This window comes from Bacillus cereus group sp. MYBKT14-1 (assembly GCF_051915185.1).
Taxonomy (GTDB): Bacteria; Bacillota; Bacilli; order Bacillales; family Bacillaceae_G; genus Bacillus_A; species Bacillus_A cereus.
In genome coordinates this window covers 135,376-160,923 of record NZ_JBQAEF010000008.1, presented here as the reverse complement: position 1 = coordinate 160,923, position 25,548 = coordinate 135,376, and the positions used below count along the sequence as shown (strand labels likewise).

Here is a 25,548-nt window from a genome sequence, read left to right as displayed (position 1 = left end):
GGTGTCAACAATGGAAAGAAGAGTGCCAATTACGGTTGAAGAAGCTGTTCGTAAAGTGATGGGATTTGCTGATAAAGGCTTAAAGGAGCTATTACCAATTGAATTAGCTTATGGACGTATATTAGCAGAGGATTTAGTAGCTGACCATGATGTACCGTCATTTAATCGTTCGCCGTATGACGGATTTGCTATTCGAGCAGAAGATACTAATTTAGCAAGTTATGAAACGCCAATTGTATTTGAAGTAGTGGGTGAAATTGGTGCAGGATCGCTATTCCATGAGAAAGTAGGTCCATTTCAAGCAGTTCGAATTATGACAGGAGCACAAATTCCGAATGGGTGTGATGCGGTTGTTATGTTAGAGCTGACTCGTCAATATGAGAAGAATGGCAACAATTATATGGAAGTGAAGCGATCATTCAAAACGGGCGACAATATTTCTTTTCAAGGTGAAGATGCTCGTAAAGGAACAGTTCTTGCAAAGAAGGGATTGTACATTAATCCAGGTATTTCAGCTCTTCTTGCTACATTCGGTTATAGTGAAGTACCAGTTGCGAGAAAGCCTGTAATTGGACTGTTAGCGACTGGGAGTGAATTACTGGATGTCAATGATTCATTACAGCCAGGGAAAATTCGAAACAGTAATACGTACATGATATTGTCTCAAATTCGAAGAGCGGGCGGAAGAGTAAAATATTTTGGGAAGTTTAGTGATGATTTTAATACGTGTTTTACAGCTGTGAAAGAAGCGCTTGGCCAAGTAGATATGTTAATTACAACGGGCGGTGTATCAGTAGGAGATTATGATTATTTACCAGCTATTTACGAAAAGTTAGGTGCATCTGTTCTTTTTAATAAAGTTGCAATGCGACCAGGAAGTGTTACGACTGTAGCACAATTAAATGGCAAGTTATTATTTGGTTTATCAGGGAATCCATCAGCTTGTTACGTAGGGTTTGAATTATTCGTAAGACCGTGTATTCGGACGTATATGTTTAGTGAAAAAGTACATTTAAAAAGAGAAAAAGCGTTATTAGGAGAAGATTTTCTAAAACCGAATCCATTTACAAGATTTGTACGAGCAAAATTGCAATATGATGAGGGGAAATTAATCGCTTATCCATCAGGGTTTGATAAATCTAGCTCAGTTTCTTCATTGGCAGAATCCAACGCGTTTATCGTATTGCCGGGCGGGACAAGAGGATATAAAAAAGATATGTTTGTCGATGTTCTTTTATTAGAAGATAACGAAGGTAGTGAATGGCCTTGGACATTTCATAAAGTGAGAGGTGGTTTTAATGGGACAAGTGCTATTTGAGATTGTAGATAAACCGATTTTAGTTGAAGAAGTAACGAATAAAGTCGCAAGAAGGGAAGCAGGTGCGATTACAACATTTATTGGTACGGTGAGAGAATTAACAAAAGGAAAACGAACGCTACATTTAGAGTATGAAGCATATAAACCGATGGCAGTAAAACAACTTATGAGAATTGGTGAAGAAATTAGTGAAAGATGGCTGGATGCAAAAGTAGCAATTACGCACCGTGTAGGGCGGCTAGAAATAATGGATATTGCGGTAGTCATTGCAGTTTCATCACCGCATCGTAAAGTAGCTTATGAAGCGAATGAGTACGCGATTGAACGTATAAAACGAATCGTTCCAATTTGGAAAAAAGAATTTTGGGAAGATGGAACGATGTGGGTTGGAGATCAACTTGAAAACACACCTTATCCAGAAGGAAAACCAAAGAAGGAAGAATGAGAAAATGATTACAATTTTACTGTTTGCAAATTTGCGTGAGGAAGTTGGATTGGATCGATTAGTAATTTCAGAAAAGCAAGAAATGACAGTGCAGCAATTAAAAGAATGGCTCAAAGCCAGCTATTGTTTACAATCGCTGGATAAAGTGATGGTGGCTGTTAATGAAGAGTTTGTAATGAATGAAGAGATGATAAAAGCCGGAGATATAGTCGCATTAATCCCACCCGTTAGCGGGGGATAATAAGCTTTTTCACCAGATGAAGTGCCAAGAAAATGTTGTATATAAATTAGAATAAGAGAAGGGATGAGTTCTATGCTTACTCAAGAACAAATAATGAATGCATTAAAACATGTAGAGGATCCAGAGTTACACAAAAGTGTTGTAGAATTAAATATGGTTAGAAATATACAAATGAACAGAACAGAGGTTAAACTTGAAGTAGTACTAACAATCCAAGGTTGTCCGTTAAAAGCAAAAATTCAACAAGATATTGAAGAATCGCTTCACGCAATTGGTGCCTCTAAAGTGGAGGTAACATTTGGTTCTATGACACAAGAAGAACGTGCAGCTTTAACAGAGAAGTTAAAGCGAAATACTAGAACAGAAACTGGTATGCCGAGCATACTTCGCCCGGATTCAGGAGTACGTTTTATTACGGTAACGAGCGGAAAAGGCGGAGTTGGAAAATCAACGGTGACAATTAATCTTGCAACTGCACTAGCTCGTATGGGCAAAAAAGTGGGGATATTAGATGCAGATATATATGGTTTTAGTATTCCAGCTATGATGGAAACGAATAAGAAACCAACGATGATTGATCAAACGGCAATTCCAGTCATTAGTCACGGTGTTAAAATCATGTCGATGGGATTCTTTACAGAAGGAAATAACCCAGTGATGTGGCGCGGACCGATGCTAAATAAATGGATTCAAAATTTCCTTGCGAATACGCACTGGGGAGAATTAGATTATTTATTACTTGATTTACCACCAGGTACAGGAGATGTTGCGATTGATGTTGCAGCGATGATTCCGCAAGCGAAAGAAATAATTGTTACAACTCCGCACAATATAGCTTCATTCGTTGCTTCAAGAGTTGGTGTAATGGCAAAACATACGAAGCATGAGATTTTAGGTATTGTGGAAAATATGGCTTATTATGAAGAACAAGATGGATCGAAAAATTATCTCTTCGGAAAAGGTGGCGGCGAAATGCTTGCAGAACAATTGCAAACAGAAGTAATTGCCAAAATACCTTTTGCGAAACGTGAAGAAAATAATGGTTCATCTGTATATGATGAAGATTCTCTTGTTGGAGAAGTGTTTACATCGTTAGCTGAGGATATTATTTATAGAGGATAGAGGGGGAAGTTTAGTATGGCATGTAACATTGATCATTCTATTGAAGATGTGATGAATAAGCTTGAAAGTCAAAAGAATTTTTTACCTGAAGGGATCTTTAAAGAGTTAAAGAGTTTTTTGCAAGGTATTCATTCACAGAAATTATTAAATGATGTTTTTCACCTCCTAAAAAAGTATGATTTAGTCAGTGAGGAAGAACGAGAGACGAGAAATGCACAATTGTTGTACATTTTGAATTAAGTACTCTTTGGCTTTAGAATTTTTTCAGAAGGGGTGAATGTGATGGATATGAAAAAGATGATTGAAACGATAGAAGTAACTAGAGTGACTGAAGAGGAATTATCGATTTCGAATTTACATCCAAAGCTTGTGAAGTTGTATAGTCAAAAAGATAGTGCAGAGTATACGAAGCTATTAAAATATATTTTATCATTATCCGTACAGCTGAAGCTGAATCTTGTATTGAAATATTTTGGTGTACGTCCCATTGTTGCTGCAGACGAGCGGGTGCAATTTCAAGAGATATTTAAATGCTTAGCTAAGAAAGATGAGAATGGGGAATGGTTTCTAAATTTTGTTTCTTTATATGTAGGGCTAATTGTAGTTCTTCGTTTTGATGAGAAAGTGATTGAGAGCAATTTTTTTGATGATATGGTAGTGGATGAATGTAATGAAATATAAGATTCTACTCATAACATTTTTCTATATTAAATGCTTTAACTGCGATTTTAGTTGGTTATGTAAATATGAAGGTAACTAATTAAGAAAAAGGAATGAAACTAGTTGGATAAAAAGAGTTCTTCAGTTGTTTCCGTCGTTTTTTCGTGTTACTATTAATCGAATTTTTCATAAGGAGAGAAAGCGATGAAATGGATTTATTTTCTTATTATTAACGTTATAGCTTTTAGCCTTATGGGGCTTGATAAACGAAAAGCAAAGAAGAAACAGTGGAGAACGCCAGAAAGTACGTTGTTTTTATCGGCGGCAGCTGGAGGAGCAGTTGGAGCTTGGATCGGCATGTATATGTTTCATCATAAAACTCATAAAAAGAAATTTGTTTTCGGCATACCGTTACTTGTTGTAATAACGGTATGTTTATTATTCGTTGTATGAGAAATGTCGAAAGAAATGCAGATTGATTATTGGTAAAGTGAGCATGTGAGACCGTATAATGGAGAAAAAATGAGAAGAGGAGAAAAAGGAAGATGGGGAGTCAATCAGCAGAGCAAAAAAAAGGGATACTATACGCGGCTGGTGCTTACACGATGTGGGGAATCCTACCGATTTATTGGAAATGGGTTGAGGAAGTTCCAGCAGATGAAATATTAGCACACCGCATCGTTTGGGCATTTGTTTTTATGTTACTCGTATTAGGTGTTACGAAGAGGTTTCGTCAGTTTATTGGGGAATTTGTGAATCTTTTTAAACGACCTAAATTATTAATGTCATTAACAATAGCTTCAGTCTTGATTAGCGGAAACTGGTTTGTTTACATATGGGCCGTTAATCATAATCATGTTATTGAAGCGAGTCTTGGCTATTATATTAATCCGCTTATTAGTATTTTACTTGGTACAGTCGTTTTAAAGGAAAAGTTAAACTTCTGGCAATATGTTGCAGTTGGTTTAGCTGGAGTGGGGGTTATCATTTTAACAGTGCGTTTCGGATCTATTCCGTGGGTTTCTCTTTCACTTGCCTTTTCATTTGGATTATACGGATTAACGAAAAAACTGTTAAACTATGATGCTACAATTGGACTTACGATGGAAACGATGTTAGTGACACCGCTTGCAATCATTTACCTTGTTATGACAGGCGCCCATGGTTTCGGCTCATTTGGATCTATTTCAATGTTATCGACATTACTATTAATAGGAGCAGGTATTGTTACAGCTCTACCACTTTTTTATTTTGCAAAAGGAGCCCAACTTATTCCGCTTTATATGGTAGGTTTTTTACAATATATTGCACCAACAATTAGCTTAATTTTAGGTGTATTCGTATTTGGTGAACATTTCACATCTACTCATATGATTGCATTTTTCTGTATATGGGTTGCATTATTTGTATTCTCGGTAGCGAAGACTAAGTTTTTAGTGCAGAAACAACCGAAATTTATAAAAAATAAATCAGCAAAAGTATCATAATGCGTAGTATTTTCTACGCATTTTTCTTTATACTTATATTATATAGAATTTCCATTATAGTCAGTAAGGAGCTGAGAACATGGAAACAATTTTACATAATGATCCGCTTATGGCAGCTGTAATTTCATGGTTTTTAGCACAATTAACGAAAGTAGTCTTCAAATTAGTTAAAACAGGTGAATTTGATTTTGCAAAGTTTTTTGCTTCAGGTGGGATGCCAAGTTCTCATGCTTCAACAGTTACAGCGCTTGCTACAGGAGTTGGAGTAGTGGAAGGTGTGGAAAGCTCGATGTTTGCGGTTGCTACAATTTTTGCCATTATTGTTATGTATGATGCTTCAGGAGTAAGGCTTGCAGTAAGTAAACAAGCAAAAATATTGAATGACTTTTTTCACGGTAGAGAAACAGAATATAAGAAGTTAAATGAACTTGTTGGGCATACACCGTATGAAGTAGTAGTCGGTGCTTTATTAGGGATTATTGTCGGAGTAGGGTATTGTTTATGAGCAGAACATTTTATATGTTCTGCTTTTCTTTGTTTTTATACATATTCAGCTACCTTTTTGAATATCGTTATACGGATTTCGAAAGGGTGGGTGAGCAACTTGTTATTATATGAAAAAGTGCATGAAGAAATAGCGAGAAGAACAACTGCACTTCAAACAATGCAACGGCAAGATGGTACGTGGCGGTTTTGTTTTGAAGGAGCGCCACTAACAGATTGTCATATGATTTTTTTATTAAAATTATTAGGTAAAGATAAAGAGATAGAACCGTTTGTAAAAAGATTAGCATCACTCCAAACAAATGAAGGAACATGGAAATTGTATGAAGATGAAGTGGGTGGTAATTTATCTGCTACAATTCAATCTTATGCTGCCTTACTTGCATCGGAAAAATATACAAAAGAAGATGTGAATATGAAGCGAGCGGAAATGTTTATAAATGAGCGCGGTGGGGTAGCGCGTGCTCATTTTATGACGAAGTTTTTATTAGCTATTCATGGAGAATATGAATATCCTTCTCTCTTTCATTTGCCAACACCAATTATGTTTCTGCAGAATGATTCCCCTCTCAGTATTTTTGAACTGAGTAGCTCAGCACGTATTCATTTAATTCCGATGATGTTGTGTTTAAATAAAAGATTTCGAGTAGGGAAAAAGTTATTGCCAAATTTAAATCACATTGCAGGCGGGGGCGGAGAATGGTTTCGGGAGGATCGGTCTCCAGTTTTTCAAACGTTAGTAAGTGACGTGAAGAAAATTATAACGTATCCACTTTCTTTGCATCATAAAGGATATGAGGAAGTAGAACGTTTTATGAAAGAGCGTATTGATGAAAATGGAACATTATATAGCTACGCAACTGCCTCGTTTTATATGATTTATGCTTTACTTGCATTAGGACATTCTATTCAATCACCAATTATTCAAAAAGCTATAACGGGAATCACATCTTATATATGGAAGATGGAGAGAGGGAGCCATTTGCAAAACTCTCCATCAACTGTATGGGATACAGCTTTACTCAGTTATGCTTTGCAAGAAGCTCAAGTTCCGAAAGCAAGTAAAGTGATTCACAATGCATCAGCATATTTACTAAGAAAACAGCAAACGAAGAAAGTAGATTGGAGTGTACATGCACCGGATCTCTTCCCGGGTGGTTGGGGCTTTTCGGATGTGAATACGACGATTCCAGATATTGATGATACAACTGCTGCGTTAAGAGCATTGGCGCGAAGTAGAGGGAACGAAAATGTAGACACTGCTTGGAAGCGAGCGGTTAATTGGGTTAAAGGATTGCAAAATAATGATGGTGGTTGGGGGGCTTTTGAAAAAGGGGTAACGAGCCGTATATTAGCAAATTTACCAATCGAAAATGCAAGTGATATGATTACAGATCCTTCTACACCAGATATTACAGGAAGAGTATTAGAATTTTTCGGAACGTATACGCAAAATGAATTGCCCGAGAAACAAAAACAAAGTGCGATAAATTGGTTAATGAATGTACAAGAGGAAAATGGATCGTGGTATGGGAAATGGGGAATTTGTTATATATATGGTACGTGGGCAGTGTTGACTGGTTTACGGTCACTAGGAATACCATCTAGCGATCCATCAGTGAAACGAGCAGCTTTATGGCTTGAACATATACAGCATGAAGATGGTGGCTGGGGAGAATCTTGCCAAAGTAGTATGGAAAAAAGATTTGTTACTTTGCCATTTAGTACACCATCCCAAACAGCATGGGCGTTAGATGCCCTCATTTCTTACTATGATAAAGAAACGCCAGTCATTCGAAAAGGTATTTCATATTTGCTCTCCAACTCTTATATAAATGAAAAATATCCTACTGGAACAGGTTTACCAGGTGGGTTTTATATTCGTTATCATAGTTATGCTCATATATATCCATTGCTTACTTTGGCTCATTATGCAAAAAAATATAGAAAATAAACCGAGAGATGTCTCTCGGTTTATTTTGTTGGGTAGTAGGTCCCTTTTGAAAAGAATAAGGTTGTGATGTACCTTATTTTTCGGTTGATTGGCGCTTTTGACGTGCATCAGAGGCATTTGCACGTGCGTTTGCTTCTAAGTCATTGTGGTCAGCGAGTTCGCGAGAGAACTCAACATCAATGCCATCAGCTGCTTTGCTTTGTTTGAAATTCTTTTTGTTCATTCGACACAATCTCCTTGCGTTTATGCGACGTTGCAAAGTTAGTTTGACACAAATAGACTTTTTTATACAAAGAGGAATTGGAAAGTAAAAAGCCGAAATATACAGTATAAGTAATAGAAATGGGGGATAGGGATGGAGTTTTTAAACGGGAAAACAGCTGTTGTAACAGGAGCTGCACAGGGAATTGGAAAAGAGATTGCAAGGGTTTATGCAAAACTAGGGGCGAAAGTATTAATTAGCGATGTAAATGAAGAGAATCTACAAAAAACGACACGTGAGTTATCAGATGAAGGATATGAAGTGTGCTCATATCGATGTGATGTGAGTAATCCAAATGAAGCAAAGTCGTTAATTGAATATGCGGTTCAAAAATTTGGTACATTACATATTTTGGTGAATAATGCTGGAATTACAAGAGACGCAATGTTACATAAAATGGAGAAATCTGCTTGGGAACAAGTATTACAAGTGAATTTAACTGGAGTTTTTTATTGTATGCAACCCGCGCTTCTTTACATGAGACAACAAGGGTATGGACGCATTATTAATATATCTTCAATTAGTAGAGAAGGAAACATAGGTCAAGCAAATTATGCGGCTACAAAGGCAGGAGTTGTAGGATTAACGAAAACAGCAGCGAAAGAAGTTGGAAGTTTCGGTATTACTTGTAATGCGATTTGTCCGGGGTTTATGGATACAGATATGACCAAAACGATACCAGATAAAGTGAAAGAAAAGATGGTTGGCGCTATTCCAGTTGGTAGAATTGGAACACCAGAAGATATTGCGAACGCAGCAGCCTTTTTAGCATCAGAATACGCATCTTATATTACAGGTGAAGTATTAAATGTGAGCGGAGGACTGCAAGTTTAAAGGAATACATAATGAAAAGAACCTGACCAGGTAGGTCAGGTTCTTTTCATTAATTTAAGTTAAGCCAAACGCTCTTTACTTCTGTATAGTTATTTAATGCGTAAGATCCCATTTCACGGCCAAGACCAGATTGTTTAAATCCTCCAAATGGAGATGCTGCATCAAAGACGTTATAACAGTTTACCCATACTGTACCTGCACGTACTTTACTTGCAACATAGTGTGCTGTTTTAACATTTTCTGTCCACACACCAGCCGCTAAGCCGAATTGTGATTTATTTGCACGTTCAATTACTTCGTCAATATCGTTAAACGGTATTGCAGAAATAACTGGACCGAAAATTTCTTCTTTTGCGATCGTCATTTCATCATTTACGTCAGCGAATACTGTAGGAGAAACGAAGTAGCCTTGATCGAATGGATTACTTCCTCCGCAAAGTACTTCAGCGCCTTCTTCAATCCCTTTTTCAATGTAGCCCATTACACGTTTTTGTTGTTCGTCGGAAACGAGAGGGCCAATTGTTGTTTCAGGGTTAAGACCGACACCTTGATTTAGTTTTTTAGAATAGAGGACGAGATCAGCCATGACGTTATCATACATTTTCTTCGGAACAAATAAGCGTGATCCAGCAGAGCATACTTGTCCTTGGTTAAACATAACACCAGAAAGTGCACCAGGAATCGCGCGAGATAAATCAGCATCTGGCAATATGATATTTGGTGATTTACCGCCTAATTCAAGTGTAACGCGTTTTAATGTTTCGGATGCTTGTCGCATAATTTGTTTACCGACAGGAGTAGAACCGGTAAATGCAATTTTATCAACGAGTGGATGATTAACGAGAGCTTGTCCAGCTGATTCACCGAATCCAGGTACGATATTAATAACACCTTTCGGGAATCCAGCTTCTTCAATTAATTCAGCTAAGTATAGAGCAGATAGTGGAGTTTGTTCTGCAGGTTTTAAAACGATTGTACATCCTGTAGCAAGCGCTGCTCCCATTTTCCACATTGCCATAAGAAGCGGGAAGTTCCAAGGGATAATTTGACCAACTACACCAACAGCTTCATGGCGTGTATAGTTAAAGTAATCACCGGAAACAGGAATTGTTTGACCAACGATTTTCGTAGCCCATCCAGCGTAATAGCGCATATGCTCAATTGCAAGTGGTATGTCTGCTGCCATTGTTTCACGGATTGGCTTTCCGTTATCTAATGTTTCGAGCTGTGCAAGCTCTTCTTTATGTTCTTCCATTAAATCAGCTAACTTGTACATGAGACGGCTTCGCTCAGCGGTGCTCATACGAGACCAAGGACCTTCGTCAAAAGCCATACGAGCTGCGACTACAGCTTTATGAATATCTTCGCGACCAGCTTCAGAAACGACGGCAAGTGTTTCACCAGTTGCTGGGTTAGGTGTTTTAAATGTTTTACCGGAAGCGCTTTCAATGAAAGATCCATTCACATATAACTTTTTTGTACCTTGAAGAAATTTCTCTACCTTTTCATGAAGATTTACAGCTAGTTGACTCATTGTATAACCCCCTTGAAAATATAATGTAAACGCAGTACGAGACGGCGCTTATTCCGAAATCAAGGATGTGGAAACTAGATGGAAAGCCTCTAATTAAAATCATAATTAAGAAATACTGAAAATTCAAATTTCATTTGTGTTACAATTGTAAAAAATATGTAATGTAAGAGAATCTTCTATATGATTATAAAAAATCCTGCTTGTTTTTGCTTTCTAGTAGGAAAAACTAGAAGAACAATGGTACAATAATACATCGTGAGAGGAGGGGTAAAAATGAAAGATTATCATGATGATCCACGCTTTCGAATAGCCCATAGAGAAGCGTTAATTGGTCTTGGACTTGCTATTATTAATTTTATAATATGGTACGGATTTGCTTATGGGCTTGGTAGTAAAAATCCGAATGAATATACATATGTATTAGGTTTTCCCGCATGGTTTTTTTATAGCTGTATCGTTGGATTTATCGTTATGGTTATTTTACTTAGTTTAGTTGTTCGTTTTGTATTTCAAGATATTTCACTCGATGAGGAAGAAAAAAGTGAGGAATAATAGATGAATTGGTATGTAATCATTCCAATGATAATTTCGTTTATCGTTGTATTTTTAATTGGTGTATATGCTTCAAGACGTGTGCAAGCAACTGCTCATAATAAATTTTTACAAGAATATTTTCTTGGTGGGCGTGAGCTAGGCGGTTTATTATTAGCGATGACAATGATTGCTACGTACGGTAGTGCAAGTAGCTTTATTGGTGGCCCTGGTATTGCTTACAATATGGGTCTTGGATGGGTACTGTTATCTGCGATTCAAGTTGTAACAGGCTATATCGTTTTAACGGTTATCGGTAAAAAGTTTGCAATTATCGCTAGGAAGATGGAAGCAATTACTCTTATCGATTATTTAAAAGGGAGATACAATAATAAAGCAGTTGTTATACTTTCTGCGTTATGTATTATTATCTTTTTATTTTCAGCGACAGTAGCCCAGTGGGTCGGTGGTGGACGATTAATCGAGTCACTAACGGGTCTATCGTATACAACAGCACTATTTTTATTTACTTTTTCTGTACTTGTGTACGTATTAATTGGTGGATTTCGTGCAGTTGCTCTATCAGATACATTATTAGGAATCATTATGTTAGTTGGAACGACAATCATTTTAATTGCTACTGTCATTGCTGGTGGTGGAATTGAAAAGATTATGCAGGAACTTGTTCAAATTAATCCAAAGTTAATTACACCATTCGGAGCAGATGGCAGTTTAACGAAATCATATGTTACATCATTTTGGATTTTAATTGGAATTGGCGTTGTAGGTTTACCACAAATTAGCGTGCGTGCCATGTCTTATAAAAATTCAAAAGCTATGCACCAAGCTTTAATAATTGGAACAGTTGTCGTTGGTACAATTATGATTGGTATGCATTTAACTGGTGTATTTGCAAGAGTAGTACTTCCAGGTATAACGGTACCAGATAAAGTAATGCCGCTACTTGCGATGGAAGTGTTGCCACCTTGGTTAGCTGGAGTTTTTTTAGCTGCACCGATGGCAGCGATTATGTCTACAGTAAACTCTTTATTATTACTTGTAAGCTCGTCAATTATTAAAGATATATACGTAAATTACATAAATAAAGATGCAGCAGACAGTACGATAAAAAAAGGAAGTTTGTGGATTACTGGTATTGTAGGACTACTCGTTTATGCAGCGGCGATTAAACCACCAGATTTTTTAATATGGCTAAATTTATTTTCTTTCGGTGGATTAGAAGCAGCATTTATTTGGCCGATCGTATTAGGTTTATATTGGAGGAAAGGAAATGCAACAGGAGCGCTTGCGTCTATTTTAGTTGGAGTAGGCTCATATATATGTATTCATCTTTTCTATCCAAATCCGTTCGGTGTACATACAGTTGTCTTCCCGATTTGTTTTGCATTTATCGCTTACATCTTAGGAAGCATGATTGCTGTGAAGAAAAACAGTATAGTTTAGATGAAAACGTAGTCCTTACAGGACTGCGTTTTTTCGGATAAATTTGTTCTTTTTTATTCTGTAAGCCTGTGAATATTCATAAATTAATAACAATTGAGGGGATGGAGTTGAGGGCGATGAAAAAAGTATTATTTTTAGGAGACCCGGGAATTGATGACTCTTTGGCAATTATGTATGGATTGTTACATCCTGATATTGATATTGTTGGTGTAGTAACGGGGTATGGAAATGTAACGCAAGAAAAGGCGACAAGTAATGCGGCATATTTATTGCAACTGGCAGGGCGGGAAGATATACCTATTATTAATGGTGCGAAAATCCCTTTATCTGGAGATATTACAACGTATTATCCAGAAATTCATGGGGCGGAAGGTTTAGGACCAATTCGACCGCCAAAAAATCTTTCTCCAAATATAAGGCCGTTTTGTGAGTTTTTTGACATTCTTGAAAAATATAAAGGAGAATTAATTATAGTTGATGCCGGGAGGTCAACGACACTTGCGACAGCATTTATTTTAGAAAAACCATTGATGAAGTATGTGAAAGAATATTATATAATGGGCGGTGCTTTTTTAATGCCTGGAAATGTTACACCAGTCGCAGAAGCGAATTTTCATGGTGATCCTATTGCATCACAATTAGTAATGCAAAATGCCAAGAATGTGACGTTGGTGCCGCTTAATGTTACATCTGAAGCTATAATTACGCCAGAGATGGTAAAGTACATTACGAAACATTCTAAAACGAGTTTTAATAAATTAATTGAACCGATTTTTACGTATTATTATAAAGCTTATAGAAAGTTAAATCCGAAAATAACAGGAAGTCCGGTACATGATGTTGTTACAATGATGGTCGCGGCGAATCCTTCAATATTGGATTATGTGTATCGTCGTGTAGATGTAGATACAGTGGGGATTGCAAAAGGAGAAAGTATTGCAGATTTCCGTCCTCAACCTGATGCAAAAGCCTTAAAAAATTGGGTGCGAATTGGTTGGTCATTACATTATAAAAAATTCCTTGAGGATTTTGTGAAAATCATGACATAGACATAATGGGAGTATACAAGTTAAAATAATGGAGATGGTTATTCAAATAACCATCTCCATTATTTTGTTCTTTTAAAGATAAAGAGAAAGAGTTACACAATAGGAGAGGAATTTTACTTGAAAAAAACTATAGTATGCGCAGTGATTGTGGGTATTTTCGTTTTGCTAATATCGGGTAATTTTTTAGTGAAAAAAGTTTGGAGTTCAAATAATGATGATGCACAGTATATCGCATCCTTTATTGAAGAACATAAAGATGAAAAAAATAGTGCGCTTTTAGTAAAGAGAAATGATAAAGTTGTTTATTCTGTAAATCCGAATGTTGTATTGCCAGTTGCTAGTACGATGAAATTAATTGTAGCGCTTGAATATACGAAACAAGTTACGGAAGGGAAAATTGATTCTTCTAGTTTCGTTTCCATTAATGATGTGAATCGGTATTATGTACCGAATACAGATGGTGGTGCGCAAGATAGATGGCAAAGGTACTTGGAAAAGAAAGGAAAGATAACTGAAGGAGCGGTTTCTTTAGAAGAAGTAGCAAAAGGAATGGTTAAATTTAGTTCAAATGCAAATGCTGAGTACTTAATGGAAGTGTTAGGATTAGATAATATTAATCGGAATTTACAAAGTTTATCACTTCCTGCACATCAACCACTATTTCCAATCGTTTCATCTTTATATATCCCGGGATATTTGCATAAAGAATTACATGTTCCAAAATATAAAATAGAGAAAAAGTTAAAAGAAATGTCTCAAGAGCAATATCGTGAATATGCAATGATTATTCATGAACGCTTAAAGAAGAAGGGACCATTATTACAGAAGGAAATTCCGCTTTATTTAGAGGAACGTTACGACAAAATTTGGTCAGATAGATTACCAGCAGCTTCTGCAAATGATTATATGGTATTACTTCAAAAGGCAAACCATAAAGGTGGCTTGACAGAAGCTGAAGAAAAAGTGTGGGCAAATATCGTTGAAACAGACATGAGTGCCAAGAAATACCGTAAAACATTTAGACATGCTGGGCAAAAGAATGGTTATACACCATGGACGGTTACAAAAGCAGTTTACGCTATGGATAAACGTGGAAACTGTACGGAGATTGTGTTTTTGGCGAATAATTTAAATGAAGACGATAGTGCAGAAATACGGAAACATTTAGCAAACTTACATTTCCAAGTGTTGCAAAGTGATAAGTATGATGCGACTTTTATTAAATAAACTCGGTGCAGAGAGCACCGAGTTTATTTTTATGTACAAGCACTTTTTTTCTATCTCTGGGTATGATGGTTAGTAATACTTAGGTGAGAGGGGAAAAGGTGATGAAACAAAGTAAAGAAGAGTTTATAAAGAGCGAAGGCGCTGATTTCCCTGGGAAAACATACGTGAATTGCGTATTACAACATGTATTTGAGTTTCAACGAAATTATTTATTGAAAGACATGTTTCAAGTGCATAAAGCGCATATTATGATGCTGACGGAAGAAAATTTATTGGAAAAAGAAGAAGCTAAAGTTATATTAAACGCACTAAAAAAGATAGAGGGAATTCCAAAAGATCAATTGCTCTATACAGAGCAGCATGAAGATCTCTTTTTTTTAGTGGAGCATTTAATTTTTCAAGAAGCGAAATGCGATTTTGTAAGTAATATGCATATTGGTAGAAGTAGAAATGATATGGGTGTAACGATGTATCGCATGAGTTTAAGGCGATACGTACTACGATTAATGGAACATCATTTGTTATTGCAAGAAAGTATGCTGCAACTTGCCGATGATCATAAGGAAACGATTATGACAGCTTATACACATACACAACCAGCGCAGCCAACAACATTTGGTCATTATACGTTAGCAATTTATGATACGATGCAAAGAGATTTAGAACGAATGAAAAAAACGTACCAGCTTTTAAATCAGTCTCCAATGGGGGCGGCTGCACTCTCTACAACAAGTTTCCCGATTAAACGAGAACGAGTTGCTCATCTACTTGGATTTGCAAATGTAATTGAGAACTCATATGATGCTGTTGCCGGAGCGGATTATTTATTAGAAGTTAGCTCGCTACTTATGGTAATGATGACGAATACGAGTAGATGGATTCATGACTTTTTGTTGTTAGCAACGAAAGAATATGACGGTATTACTGTTGCAAAGCCATATGTACAAATCAGTAGTATTATGCCGCAAAAACGAAATCCGGTTTCCATTGAGCATGCTCGTGCAATTACGAGTAGTGCTTTAGGAGAAGCATTTACAGTGTTTCAAATGATTCATAATACACCATTTGGTGATATTGTCGATACGGAAGATGACTTGCAGCCATATTTATATAAAGGGATTGAAAAGACTATTCGTGTTTTTTCTATTATGAATGCAGTCATTCGAACGATGAAAGTAGAGGAAGAAACGTTGAAAAATCGTTCCTATAAACATGCAATTACGATTACAGATTTCGCAGATGTGTTAACGAAAAACTATGAAATTCCATTTCGGCATGCTCATCATGCAGCAAGTACTATTGCAAGTATGTCATTGGAGCAGAAAAAGGAGCTTTATGAATTGCATTTGAAAGACGTAAATATATACTTACAAGAAAAGTTTAATATAAATCTATTAGAAAAAGAGTGGAAAGAAATTATATCGCCAGAAGCTTTTATTCAAAAAAGAAATGTATACGGTGGACCGAGTAAAAAAGAAATGGAACGCATGATCAAAAATCGAAAAGAGTCATTTCGAAAAGAAGAAGATGTATTTGAAAAGGAAAGACAGAGAATTTTACAAGCTGAAAATACTTTAAATACATTAGCTTTGAATATTATTGAATCGTAAAAGAGGGATTTAATGAATTAATCGCCAATACTTAATTAAAATATAAATAGAGAGAAGAGATTGTCGATGATTCAATTACATGTATATGAAGAGATTTTTCATTTTAAAGAAGATGTTACACCATTTCTAGAAAAGAATGAGCAGGAAAACAATCTCATATTAGGTGTATTACAAATGGTCCAAGAACCGATATTTATGGGGATAGCGAAACAAGGAGAAGAAATTGCGGTTGTATTTCTGCAAACAGAAGAGAAGAAACAAATCATTGTTGCAACTTCTGAAATTGCGGGAGTAACTATTGAGGAACTTGCAAAAGAATTAACGAAAATATATCCGGATATTCCTGGATTGATCGGTAATAAGAAAATTGTACAGAAATTAGCGAAAGAGATTGCAGTATTAGAAAATAAAAAAACCCATGTTGCAATGGAGCAAGGTGTGTATGAGTTGAACAGAGTAAAGAAGAAGTGTAATGCGAATGGACTTTTTCGAGCGGTAAATAATGATGAATTACCATTAATAGAACAGTGGATATATCAATTTTGTGAAGATGTAAAGCTTCCTACTACGAAAGAAGAAGTAAAACAAACTGCATATACATTAATAACTACAAATCGACTGTTTGGTTTGGAAGTGGATGGGAAACTCGTTTCTGTAGCTGCAAAAACGAGACCAACTAAAAATAATATAACAGTTAATTTTGTATATACGCCGAAAGAAGAAAGGAAAAAGGGATACGCATCTAATTGCGTAGCGGCACTTAGTCAACGTATGTTAGATGAAGGTTACAAAACAACGACATTATATACGGACCTGGCAAATCCGACATCGAATAAAATTTATCAAGAAATTGGTTATGAGCAAATTGCGGAGTCTGTGCTTATATTTTTAGAGAAGTAGAACAAAAAGGCGTGCTAAAATAGCACGCCTTTTTGTTATTCATCAATTCTAATAACCTTGCCTTGAGGGAAGTCTTCGGTTTCTAGTAAGTTACGAATAGCTTTCGCAACGTATTCAGGTGATAATAGCTTTCCTTCTTCTTTTAATGCGATGAATCGATCTAAATTTGTGAAGTCTTCTTTATTTGTTTTCCGAATTTGTGCTTGCATATTTGTATCAACAACACCAGGTGCAAAAGCGACGATTTTTACTGGAAATTCTTTTACTGCTTCTTCCGTTGCCACGCACTGTGTAAACATATTTACGCCAGCTTTCGTTGTACAATAAGCGCCCCATCCGAAGTAAGGATTTTTTCCTGCACCAGATGAGATGTTTATAACACGTTTATCTACTTTCCATTCTTTCGTATGTTTCATGAAAGTAGAGGTGAGAATCATAGGTGCAAGTAAATTAATGTGAACGTTCGTAATGAATTGTTCACTTTCTGCTTTTTCAATTGGCTTCATAGGAGCAACCGTACCCGCATTATTAATTAAATGAATAGAAGATACACTGTCTTCTTGAATAGATGAAATGATTTTGTTAAAGTTCGTTTCTAAATTATGTACATCTTGAAGATCTAAGGAGTGGAAAACACAATTGCTATTATATTGTTCTGCGAGTTTCGTAAGCTCTTTATTTTCTCTTCTAGAAATAGAGATGACAGTTGTATTTTTTTCTAACAATTGTGTGGCAATAGCCTCACCTAAACCTTGTGAAGTTCCTGTTATAATAACGTAGCGCATAGTTTTATAAACCCCTCTCATATGTGCGGAATTTTGTTGGACAACGTACATTGTATAGTTTGTCTACATTTTATAGTATAGAGCACTTTTTACTATAATTGAAATGAGATGATTGTGTGCCTTTTATAAATCGGTTTACGACAACAGTACCTGGTGCCGTCACGTTTACTGGGAATACGCTGGGACTTAGCCCTACATCACCTGCACCAGGTAATATTTTTGGTACACTTGCTGTGTTTACGACAGTAAATACAGCGTTGCAAGTACCAGGATTCCCAGCGGGGACAACAGATGAGTGGCAATTGAATTCTTCAAGTGCAATTTTAAATCTTCCAGCGGGAAGCAGTGTGTTATATGCAGAATTAGTTTGGGCTGGTACTTTCCGGACTGATACGGAAGATGTTTTACCATTTTTAAATGATAACATTACATTTACAACGCCAGCAGGGACGTTTTCTGTTACGCCAGATCCTGCTACCGCGCAGCAAGGTTCAGTAGGAAACCAGTTTTATTATGCTCGCTCTGCCAATGTAACGAATCTTGTTAGTGCAGGTGGAGCAGGCACATATACTACAGGTGCCGTGCCAGCTGCAAGAACTTCAGCTGACCCAACAATTAGCCGTTCAGCGGGCTGGACGCTTGAGGTTGTGTATCAAAATGCAAGTTTACCACTTCGAAATTTGTCAGTATATGCAGGTCAAGAAATTATTGATGCTTCATCACCACCAGTTGATGCTACTATTTCCGGATTTGCTACGCCAGCTACAGGAGCTGTAACAGGAAGGGTACTTGTAACTGCTCAAGAAGGTGATTCTAACATTTCTGGAGATCAACTTCGCTTTGGACCGAATGCGAGTGCTACAGTTGCATTATTCGGGCCGAGAAATCCTGCAAATAATTTCTTCCAGTCTCAAATTTGTAATGACAGCGGAAATTTAGATACGAGCGGTACATTTGGAGATTTAAATCAGCCGTTAGGGGTAGCTTTGGCTGTCCGAAGACAGGGGTGGGATATTACGAATGTAGATGCCTCCGCATCTTTAGTAAACAATCAAACGTCAGCAACTGTTCGATTTGTTACAAATGGAGATGGATACGCTGCAGCTGGTTTTGGTGTTCAAATTGATGCAACAGGTCCAATTATTAATCCTGTTAAATCGGTCAATAGAACAGTCGCAGGGGTAGGGGATACTCTCACTTATACGATTACGGTCCCAAATACAGGAACAGGAAGTGCAGAAAACGTTGTATTACGTGATAGTATTCCGAGCGGAACGACGTTTGTTGCAGGTAGTGTAACGATAGGGGGGGTAACGCAGCCGAATGCAAACCCTGCTAATGGAATTAATTTAGGAACAATCCCAAATAACACGCAAAGAGTTGTTACATTTCAAGTACGAATAACATCGTTTCCGAACCCAAACCCTATTCCAAATCGGGCAATGGTGTCATATCAATTCCGTCCTTTTGTCGGTAGTTCTCCTATTACAAGTACATCTTCTTCAAATACAGTACAAACGACAGTGAACCAAGCAACTATAAGTATGCAAAAATCTGTAGATCTACAGACTGCGACACTTAATGATTTATTAACATACACAGTTAATGTTACAAATAATGGGAATGTCGCTGCGAACAATGTAATTTTTGTTGATAGTATTCCTGCAGGAACAACATTTGTCGCAAACAGCGTTACGGTAAATGGAGTAGCACGTCCAGGAGCAAATCCAGCAAGTAGTATTAATCTAGGAAGTATTAATGCCTCGCAAACGACTGTAGTGCGATTTCAAGTTCGAGTAACATCTAATCCTCTTGTCAACCCAATTCCGAACCGTGCGAGTGCAACATTTACCTTTACTCCAGTGCCTGGTCAACAACCAGTTTCAGGGCAAGCGACAAGTAATACTGTAGTTACGACAATTAATATAGCTGATATAACAACGAGAAAAACAGTGGATAAAGCTTTTGTAACGGTTAACGACGTTCTTACGTACACGGTAACAATTCAAAATACAGGAAATGTACTTGCAACGAACGTTATTTTTCAAGATCCAATCCCAATTGGAACGACATTTATAGCAAATAGTGTGACTGTGGATGGGGTTTCACAACCTGGGGTAAATCCAGCGACTGGGTTTACAGTAGCAAATATATCTCCCGGCGGAAGTAGGACAGTGACTTTTCAAGTACGAGTGACATCAACGCCATCAGGAGGCACAATTGCGAATCGCGGAAATGTAACTGCTAATTTCGTCGTTATTCCAAATCAGCCACCAATAACGATTAATAGACAAACGAATACAGTTGTGACACAAGTTAATACAGGCGGTTTAAATGTAATAAAAGAAGTGAATACAACGCAAGCAGCAGTAGGAGACACTTTAACATACACAATTGCCGTTCAAAATACAGGAAACGTCCCGTTAACTAATGTATTTTTCCAAGACGCTATTTCTTCCGCTGTTTCATTTGTTGCAAATTCTGTAACAATTAATGGAGTACCGCAAAGTGGATTGAATCCGAATACAGGATTTTCTCTTCCGAATATTCCTGCGGCTCAAACGGTTGTAGTCACATTTGATGTATTAATTGTACAGGATCCAGAAAATGAAGATATTTTAAATCAAGCAAATGTAACAGCAAGTTTTCAAGTGAACCCGAGTGAACCCCCCGTAACAATCAATGTTCCGAGTAACCTTGTGAATACAACTGTACAATCAGGGAACTTTGAAGTTGTGAAATCAGTAAATACGGATGTTGCAACGGTAGGAGATATTTTAGTATATACAATCGAAGTCATAAACGCGGGTAGTGTACCAGCTACAAATGTATTTTTCCAAGATTCAATTCCACAAGGTACATTATTTATTGAAAACAGTGTCTTTGTGAATGGGATCTTACAAGAAGGGGCAGATCCAGAATTCGGATTCCCATTAAATAATTTGCCCGCTGGTGCGAGTGTAATTGTTACATTTGAAGTATTAATTGATGAAGTTCCACTTGGAAATAATGTTGTAAACAGTGCGAATGTTACAGGGGATTTCCTTGTAAATCCAACAGAGCCACCAATTACTGTAACAGAACCAAGTAATACTGTTATGACGGTTGTAAATTCTTCAGGGTTAAATGTAATAAAAAGTGTAAGCGCTACTGAAGCTGGTGTAGGAGATACGCTAACGTATACAGTACGTATACAAAATAGTGGGACAGTAGCAGCAACCAATGTATCGTTCCTTGATCCAATTCCATCTGGAACAACGTTTGTAGCGAATAGTGTAACAATAAACGGGATATCTCAACCTGGTTTAAATCCAACAACTGGATTTCCACTTGCTAATATTCCAGTAGGAGGGATGGTAACAGTTACTTTTCAAGTGACAATTACGAGTGTACCACCAAATAGAGTTCTTCCGAATAATGCGAATGTAACTGCTGATTTCCAAGTAAGTCCTCTCCAGCCACCAATTACAATTGTAACGATTAGTAATATTGTTGTGACGCGAGTGAATGTAGGGTCACTTAATGTAATGAAGAGTGTAAATACACTACAAGCCGGTGTAGGAGATACGTTAACGTATACGATTCTTATTCAAAATACAGGAACTGTTCCTGCAACAAATATTATTTTTCAAGATCCAATTCCGTCTGGTACTGTCTTTGTGGCAAATAGTGTGACGATAAATGGAGTCGTACAGCAAGGCGCGGATCCTATGCTAGGTTTCCCAGTACCAAATATTCCGGTCGGGCAAACGGCTACGATTACGTTTCAAGTTACAGTGACGAGTGTACCGAGCGGTGGAAATATAAGAAACCAATCTAACGTTACTGCAAGTTTTCTTATAAATCCAGAAAATCCTCCAGTAACAACTGTTACAAATAGTAATTTTGTAGTGACGCAAGTAAACACAGCACAGTTAAATATACAAAAATCTTCATCTGTACAACAAGCAGCACTTGGAGAAACTTACACGTATTCTGTTGTCATTCGAAATAACGGTACAGTAACAGCGACGAATGTCTCTTTCCTTGATCCAATTGCTTTAGAAACAACTTTTGTAGCAAATAGTGTAACGATAAATGGAACGCCACAACCTGGATTTGACCCAAATGTTGGTTTCCCGCTTCCTAATATTGCAGCTGGAACATCATTGACAGTAACGTTCCAAGTTACGGTAGTTGCACCGTCTACACGTGGAGCGGTATTAAATACAGCATCTGCTACAGCCACTTTCTTATTAAATCCTTTACAGCCACCTGTAACAACAACGAATTCAAGTAATACAACGGTAGTTACAATACCGTTACCTCCTCCTGGTGAAGTAACTGCAACAAAAACAGTTGATGTTGCAACTGGGGCCGTTGGGGATGTATTAACGTATACTGTGCTCATTTCAAACGTAGGAATTATCCCTGTTACAGATGTGTTCTTCCAAGATGTCATACCAGAAGGAACGACGTTTGTTGACAATAGTGTAACGATAGGTGGAGTGCAGCAACTTGGTGTAAATCCAGAAATAGGATTTACAGTTACTCCATTATTAATCGCTGGTGGAAGTATTGAGGTCACATTCCAAGTGTTGATTACAGAAATTCCAGATAATGAAGTCATATTAAATGATGCAGATGTTACATTTACTTCACAACCGAATCCGCAGGAACCACCGATTACAGAAACGATATTAACGAATTTAGTCGTTACGACAATTAATATAGCGTCTATTTTTCCGTTAAAACTAGTAGATAAAGAAGTAGCCACTGTAGGAGAAATATTAACGTATGATGTATTGATATTTAATTTCGGAACAGTGCCAGCGACCAATGTTCAATTTATCGATACGACTTCTGCTGGTGTAGCATTTGTACCAGGAAGTGTGAGCATAAACGGGGTACCAGCACCAGGATTAGATCCTTTCATTGGTTTTACAGTTCCAAATATACCTGTCGATGATTTTGTACTTGTCACATATCAGGAAGTGGTTACAAGCATACCAGAAGGTGGAACGATTGTTAATTTTGTAGACGTTACAGCTACATTTGCTGTAAGTGAAACAGAACCGCCTATTACGGAAACAACGACAAGTAATACGACATTAACAGAAATCAATGAGCCTGGTTTGAATGTTTTAAAATCAGTGAGTCAGCCGGTTGTTGCAGTAGGCGATACAATCACATATACAACAGTAGTTCAAAATACAGGAACAGTGCCAGCAACGAATGTTCAATATAGTGATGTATTACCTTCCTCTATAGCATTCGTGCCGAACACTGTAACGATAGACGGTGTGTTACAACCTGGATTCAATCCGAATAATGGATTCCCGCTTCCAGATATAAACCCAGGTGAAAGTGTAGAAGTCATCTTCCAAGTAACCGTTGTTAGTGCGCCATCAAACGGAACAATTGCCAATACGGCAAATGTAACTGGAAGTTTTGTATTAGTACCAGGAGAACCACCAGTTATAGTAACAGAGCCGAGCAATACAACACTTACAACTGTAAATAGAGGGCAATTTAATGTTATTAAACAAGTAAATAGGGTTGCTACTCTCGTTGGAGATATATTAACGTATACGGTTCAAATAACAAATACTGGAACAGTAACAGCTAATGCTGTTCAGTTTGTTGATACCATTTCAGCAGGGGCGTCATTTGTACCAAATAGTGTAACGATAAATGGAGCCTCGCAACCAAACTTAAATCCGATTACTGGATTTGGAGTTGGAGATATCCCAGTTGGTGAAACAGTTATAGTGACGTTTCAAGCGACAGTTACAAACATCCCGTCATCAGGAACAATTACGAACGTTGCAAATATAACAGGAAGCTTTACTTTAGTGCCAGGAGAACCACCAGTTGTAGTAACAGAGCCGAGTAATACGACGATAACTAGAGTGAATAGAGGACGATTCAGCGTTATAAAATCTGTAAATAAAGAAGCGACACGATTAGGAGATACGTTAACGTATAGTGTGCAAGTTACAAATACGGGAACGGTAACAGCAACGAATGTTCAGTTTATCGATGTTCCATCACCTAGTTTAGAATTCGTTCCTGGAAGTGTACAAATAAATGGGATTCCGCAAGTAGGTTTAGATCCATTTGTAGGCTTTGCATTGCCTGATCTTGCAGTAGGGGATAGTGTATTAATTACATTTGAAGTAAATGTAATCGCAGTTCCGCCTTCTAGTAGCATTATGAATACAGCAAGAGTAACGGGTGATTTCGAATTGATTCCAGGAGAACCTCCGTCTACAATTACAAATTCAAGTAATACGACGGTTACGCCGGTAAATAGAGGCAGCTTAGATATGCTAAAAGAAGTAGACCATTCAGTTGTTGGTGTAGGAGAAACGGTAACGTATACTGTTCGTATATTAAATACTGGTACTGCTGATGCAATGAATGTTCAATTTATCGATGTGCTATCTCAGGAAGCTGATTTCGTTCCAAATAGTGTAACGATAAATGGGGTTCCGCAACCGGGGTTAAATCCGCAGATTGGATTTACGATACCTGATATACCAGTTGGTGAGACGGCACTTGTAACATATGAAGCTACGATTACAAGTTTTCCGGATGGTGGTACAGTAGTGAACGTTGCTGGGGCGTTAGCAGAATATATTTTAGTACCAGGGGAGCCGCCAGTTACAGTGATGGATACAAGCAATACAGTTATAGTGACGGTAAATACTGCAATCTTATTTGTTGCAAAAGGAGCAAACTTTGAAGTAGCAATGATAGGGGATGTTGTCACTTACGGAATCGCTGTTATAAATGATAGTACAGTTCCTGTGACCAATATTGTGTTAACAGATATCATTGATCCGAATACGCTATTTATAAATGGTACGGTAACGGTAAATGATGTACCTCTTCCATTTGCTAATCCGAATACTGGTATTCCGTTAGGTGATTTTCAGCCAAATGATGCAGCAATTATTAATTTCCAAGTTGTAATAATAGGAGGGCAAGTAAATAATTTAGTTACAAATACTGCTACAGCGAATGGGCTTGCAACTGTAAATCCGAATGAGCCGCCAGTAGTAGTTGAAGGTGATAGTAATACAGTTGTTATCCCGTTTATTCCTCAAAATGTCTCAACGACAGTCGTAAAAACGACAGATTTACAGGTAGCAACAATTGGAGATGTCATTACGTTTACGACAGTCATCACAAATACGGGTGATACTGTAATGCAAAATATTCGTTTTCAAGATATGTTAGATAGTAGTGTTCGATTTGTTCCTGGAAGTGTAACGGTTGATAATACGCCAGTGCCGAATGTAAGCCCGGCAGTAGGGTTTCTTATCGGAAGTTTAAATCCTGGTGAAGCAAGGACAGTTTCGTTCCAAGTAGCAGTACAGAGCGCGCCAAATGGTTCAGGAAATTATATAAATCAAGCGAGTATTCGTTTTGAACATCAAGTAGGCACAGTATTGCCACCTGTTACACAAATAGTAGAAAGTAACATAGTTGTCATTCCATTTGTTCCAACGATTGAACAAATTTGCGAAACAAACTTTAATTGCTTAGATAAGATTCCATTTCAATGTTCTCCGTGTAATCATTTGCATGGACATAAAAAATAAAAACAGAAAGAGCATCCTGAAAAATAATTGGA

The 25,548-nt window shown here is 37.3% G+C and carries 21 protein-coding genes; 18 read left to right on the top strand and 3 right to left on the bottom strand.

Features of this window, described 5'->3' with window-relative positions; translation table 11 throughout:
- Positions 1-10 precede the first annotated feature (10 nt).
- From ACTFO4_RS20120 to ACTFO4_RS20075, 10 genes are all read left to right on the top strand, one after another.
- Positions 11-1,318 (top strand): molybdopterin molybdotransferase MoeA, encoded by a 1,308-nt coding sequence (locus ACTFO4_RS20120; RefSeq protein WP_061457565.1) that lies wholly within the window; start codon positions 11-13, stop codon positions 1,316-1,318.
- A complete protein-coding gene (moaE, locus tag ACTFO4_RS20115) occupies positions 1,299-1,763 on the top strand; it encodes a molybdopterin synthase catalytic subunit MoaE (RefSeq protein WP_000531881.1) in 465 nt (154 codons plus the stop codon). Before ACTFO4_RS20120 ends, moaE begins: the two co-directional genes overlap by 20 nt.
- 4 nt (positions 1,764-1,767) lie before the next feature.
- Positions 1,768-2,004 carry a molybdopterin converting factor subunit 1 gene (gene moaD, locus ACTFO4_RS20110; RefSeq protein ID WP_017673150.1) on the top strand — a complete coding sequence of 79 codons (237 nt, stop codon included), beginning with the start codon at positions 1,768-1,770 and terminating at the stop codon, positions 2,002-2,004.
- A gap of 72 nt (positions 2,005-2,076) precedes the next feature.
- Complete coding sequence (locus ACTFO4_RS20105; protein ID WP_017673149.1) at positions 2,077-3,126, top strand: P-loop NTPase; 1,050 nt, start codon at positions 2,077-2,079, stop codon at positions 3,124-3,126.
- 15 nt (positions 3,127-3,141) lie between these two features.
- Entirely contained in the window at positions 3,142-3,366 is a 225-nt protein-coding gene (locus tag ACTFO4_RS20100; protein WP_000752375.1) for a hypothetical protein, read from the top strand.
- 42 nt (positions 3,367-3,408) lie between these two features.
- Positions 3,409-3,807 (top strand): hypothetical protein, encoded by a 399-nt coding sequence (locus tag ACTFO4_RS20095; protein WP_000367305.1) that lies wholly within the window; start codon positions 3,409-3,411, stop codon positions 3,805-3,807.
- Between the two features lie 183 nt (positions 3,808-3,990).
- On the top strand, positions 3,991-4,239 hold the full coding sequence (locus ACTFO4_RS20090; RefSeq protein ID WP_000871349.1) for a DUF1294 domain-containing protein: 249 nt from the start codon (positions 3,991-3,993) through the stop codon (positions 4,237-4,239).
- 92 nt (positions 4,240-4,331) lie between these two features.
- Complete coding sequence (rarD, locus tag ACTFO4_RS20085; RefSeq protein ID WP_000535539.1) at positions 4,332-5,273, top strand: EamA family transporter RarD; 942 nt, start codon at positions 4,332-4,334, stop codon at positions 5,271-5,273.
- A gap of 79 nt (positions 5,274-5,352) precedes the next feature.
- A complete protein-coding gene (locus ACTFO4_RS20080) occupies positions 5,353-5,778 on the top strand; it encodes a divergent PAP2 family protein (protein WP_000447820.1) in 426 nt (141 codons plus the stop codon).
- A 99-nt stretch (positions 5,779-5,877) separates the two neighbouring features.
- Positions 5,878-7,731 (top strand): terpene cyclase/mutase family protein, encoded by a 1,854-nt coding sequence (locus tag ACTFO4_RS20075; RefSeq protein WP_440014120.1) that lies wholly within the window; start codon positions 5,878-5,880, stop codon positions 7,729-7,731.
- A gap of 73 nt (positions 7,732-7,804) precedes the next feature.
- Here ACTFO4_RS20075 and ACTFO4_RS20070 read toward each other — a convergent pair whose 3' ends face one another.
- Positions 7,805-7,954, bottom strand: coding sequence for a YfhD family protein (locus tag ACTFO4_RS20070; RefSeq protein WP_440014122.1), 150 nt, complete (start codon positions 7,952-7,954; stop codon positions 7,805-7,807).
- Between the two features lie 132 nt (positions 7,955-8,086).
- Between ACTFO4_RS20070 and fabG the strand changes: the two genes are divergently transcribed.
- A complete protein-coding gene (fabG, locus tag ACTFO4_RS20065; RefSeq protein WP_000395037.1) occupies positions 8,087-8,827 on the top strand; it encodes a 3-oxoacyl-ACP reductase FabG in 741 nt (246 codons plus the stop codon).
- 49 nt (positions 8,828-8,876) lie between these two features.
- Here fabG and dhaS read toward each other — a convergent pair whose 3' ends face one another.
- The gene (gene dhaS, locus ACTFO4_RS20060; protein ID WP_440014123.1) at positions 8,877-10,361 is read right to left on the bottom strand and encodes an aldehyde dehydrogenase DhaS; all 1,485 of its coding nucleotides are present in this window, start codon (positions 10,359-10,361) and stop codon (positions 8,877-8,879) included.
- Positions 10,362-10,634: 273 nt separating this feature from the next.
- Here dhaS and ACTFO4_RS20055 point away from each other — a divergent pair, with 273 nt between their 5' ends.
- The 6 genes from ACTFO4_RS20055 to ACTFO4_RS20030 all read left to right on the top strand — a co-directional run bounded on the left by ACTFO4_RS20055 (position 10,635) and on the right by ACTFO4_RS20030 (position 17,142).
- On the top strand, positions 10,635-10,913 hold the full coding sequence (locus ACTFO4_RS20055) for a YhdT family protein (protein ID WP_000656239.1): 279 nt from the start codon (positions 10,635-10,637) through the stop codon (positions 10,911-10,913).
- A gap of 3 nt (positions 10,914-10,916) precedes the next feature.
- On the top strand, positions 10,917-12,356 hold the full coding sequence (gene panF / locus ACTFO4_RS20050) for a sodium/pantothenate symporter (RefSeq protein ID WP_001104818.1): 1,440 nt from the start codon (positions 10,917-10,919) through the stop codon (positions 12,354-12,356).
- Between the two features lie 101 nt (positions 12,357-12,457).
- A complete protein-coding gene (locus tag ACTFO4_RS20045) occupies positions 12,458-13,405 on the top strand; it encodes a nucleoside hydrolase (RefSeq protein WP_009879443.1) in 948 nt (315 codons plus the stop codon).
- Between the two features lie 117 nt (positions 13,406-13,522).
- Positions 13,523-14,632 carry a serine hydrolase gene (locus ACTFO4_RS20040; protein ID WP_000751369.1) on the top strand — a complete coding sequence of 370 codons (1,110 nt, stop codon included), beginning with the start codon at positions 13,523-13,525 and terminating at the stop codon, positions 14,630-14,632.
- A gap of 101 nt (positions 14,633-14,733) precedes the next feature.
- Positions 14,734-16,242 carry an argininosuccinate lyase gene (gene argH, locus ACTFO4_RS20035; protein ID WP_061457561.1) on the top strand — a complete coding sequence of 503 codons (1,509 nt, stop codon included), beginning with the start codon at positions 14,734-14,736 and terminating at the stop codon, positions 16,240-16,242.
- Between the two features lie 66 nt (positions 16,243-16,308).
- Entirely contained in the window at positions 16,309-17,142 is an 834-nt protein-coding gene (locus tag ACTFO4_RS20030) for a GNAT family N-acetyltransferase (RefSeq protein ID WP_078420783.1), read from the top strand.
- A gap of 35 nt (positions 17,143-17,177) precedes the next feature.
- Here the strand turns inward: ACTFO4_RS20030 and ACTFO4_RS20025 are convergent, their stop codons facing one another.
- A complete protein-coding gene (locus tag ACTFO4_RS20025; protein ID WP_001271064.1) occupies positions 17,178-17,927 on the bottom strand; it encodes a (S)-benzoin forming benzil reductase in 750 nt (249 codons plus the stop codon).
- 116 nt (positions 17,928-18,043) lie between these two features.
- Between ACTFO4_RS20025 and ACTFO4_RS20020 the strand changes: the two genes are divergently transcribed.
- Complete coding sequence (locus ACTFO4_RS20020; protein ID WP_326234622.1) at positions 18,044-25,516, top strand: DUF7507 domain-containing protein; 7,473 nt, start codon at positions 18,044-18,046, stop codon at positions 25,514-25,516.
- Positions 25,517-25,548 lie beyond the last annotated feature (32 nt).

Bases quoted from the DNA above. Each gene is read 5' to 3' on its own strand.
- moaD (WP_017673150.1), top strand. From the start codon at position 1,768: ATGATTACAATTTTACTGTTTGCAAATTTGCGTGAGGAAGTTGGATTG.
- ACTFO4_RS20055 (WP_000656239.1), top strand. From the start codon at position 10,635: ATGAAAGATTATCATGATGATCCACGCTTTCGAATAGCCCATAGAGAA.
- rarD (WP_000535539.1), top strand. From the start codon at position 4,332: ATGGGGAGTCAATCAGCAGAGCAAAAAAAAGGGATACTATACGCGGCT.
- panF (WP_001104818.1), top strand. From the start codon at position 10,917: ATGAATTGGTATGTAATCATTCCAATGATAATTTCGTTTATCGTTGTA.
- ACTFO4_RS20120 (WP_061457565.1), top strand. From the start codon at position 11: ATGGAAAGAAGAGTGCCAATTACGGTTGAAGAAGCTGTTCGTAAAGTG.
- ACTFO4_RS20100 (WP_000752375.1), top strand. From the start codon at position 3,142: ATGGCATGTAACATTGATCATTCTATTGAAGATGTGATGAATAAGCTT.
- dhaS (WP_440014123.1), bottom strand. From the start codon at position 10,361: ATGAGTCAACTAGCTGTAAATCTTCATGAAAAGGTAGAGAAATTTCTT.
- ACTFO4_RS20080 (WP_000447820.1), top strand. From the start codon at position 5,353: ATGGAAACAATTTTACATAATGATCCGCTTATGGCAGCTGTAATTTCA.
- ACTFO4_RS20090 (WP_000871349.1), top strand. From the start codon at position 3,991: ATGAAATGGATTTATTTTCTTATTATTAACGTTATAGCTTTTAGCCTT.
- ACTFO4_RS20030 (WP_078420783.1), top strand. From the start codon at position 16,309: ATGATTCAATTACATGTATATGAAGAGATTTTTCATTTTAAAGAAGAT.
- ACTFO4_RS20095 (WP_000367305.1), top strand. From the start codon at position 3,409: ATGGATATGAAAAAGATGATTGAAACGATAGAAGTAACTAGAGTGACT.
- moaE (WP_000531881.1), top strand. From the start codon at position 1,299: ATGGGACAAGTGCTATTTGAGATTGTAGATAAACCGATTTTAGTTGAA.
- ACTFO4_RS20025 (WP_001271064.1), bottom strand. From the start codon at position 17,927: ATGCGCTACGTTATTATAACAGGAACTTCACAAGGTTTAGGTGAGGCT.
- ACTFO4_RS20105 (WP_017673149.1), top strand. From the start codon at position 2,077: ATGCTTACTCAAGAACAAATAATGAATGCATTAAAACATGTAGAGGAT.
- fabG (WP_000395037.1), top strand. From the start codon at position 8,087: ATGGAGTTTTTAAACGGGAAAACAGCTGTTGTAACAGGAGCTGCACAG.
- argH (WP_061457561.1), top strand. From the start codon at position 14,734: ATGAAACAAAGTAAAGAAGAGTTTATAAAGAGCGAAGGCGCTGATTTC.
- ACTFO4_RS20045 (WP_009879443.1), top strand. From the start codon at position 12,458: ATGGAGTTGAGGGCGATGAAAAAAGTATTATTTTTAGGAGACCCGGGA.
- ACTFO4_RS20070 (WP_440014122.1), bottom strand. From the start codon at position 7,954: ATGAACAAAAAGAATTTCAAACAAAGCAAAGCAGCTGATGGCATTGAT.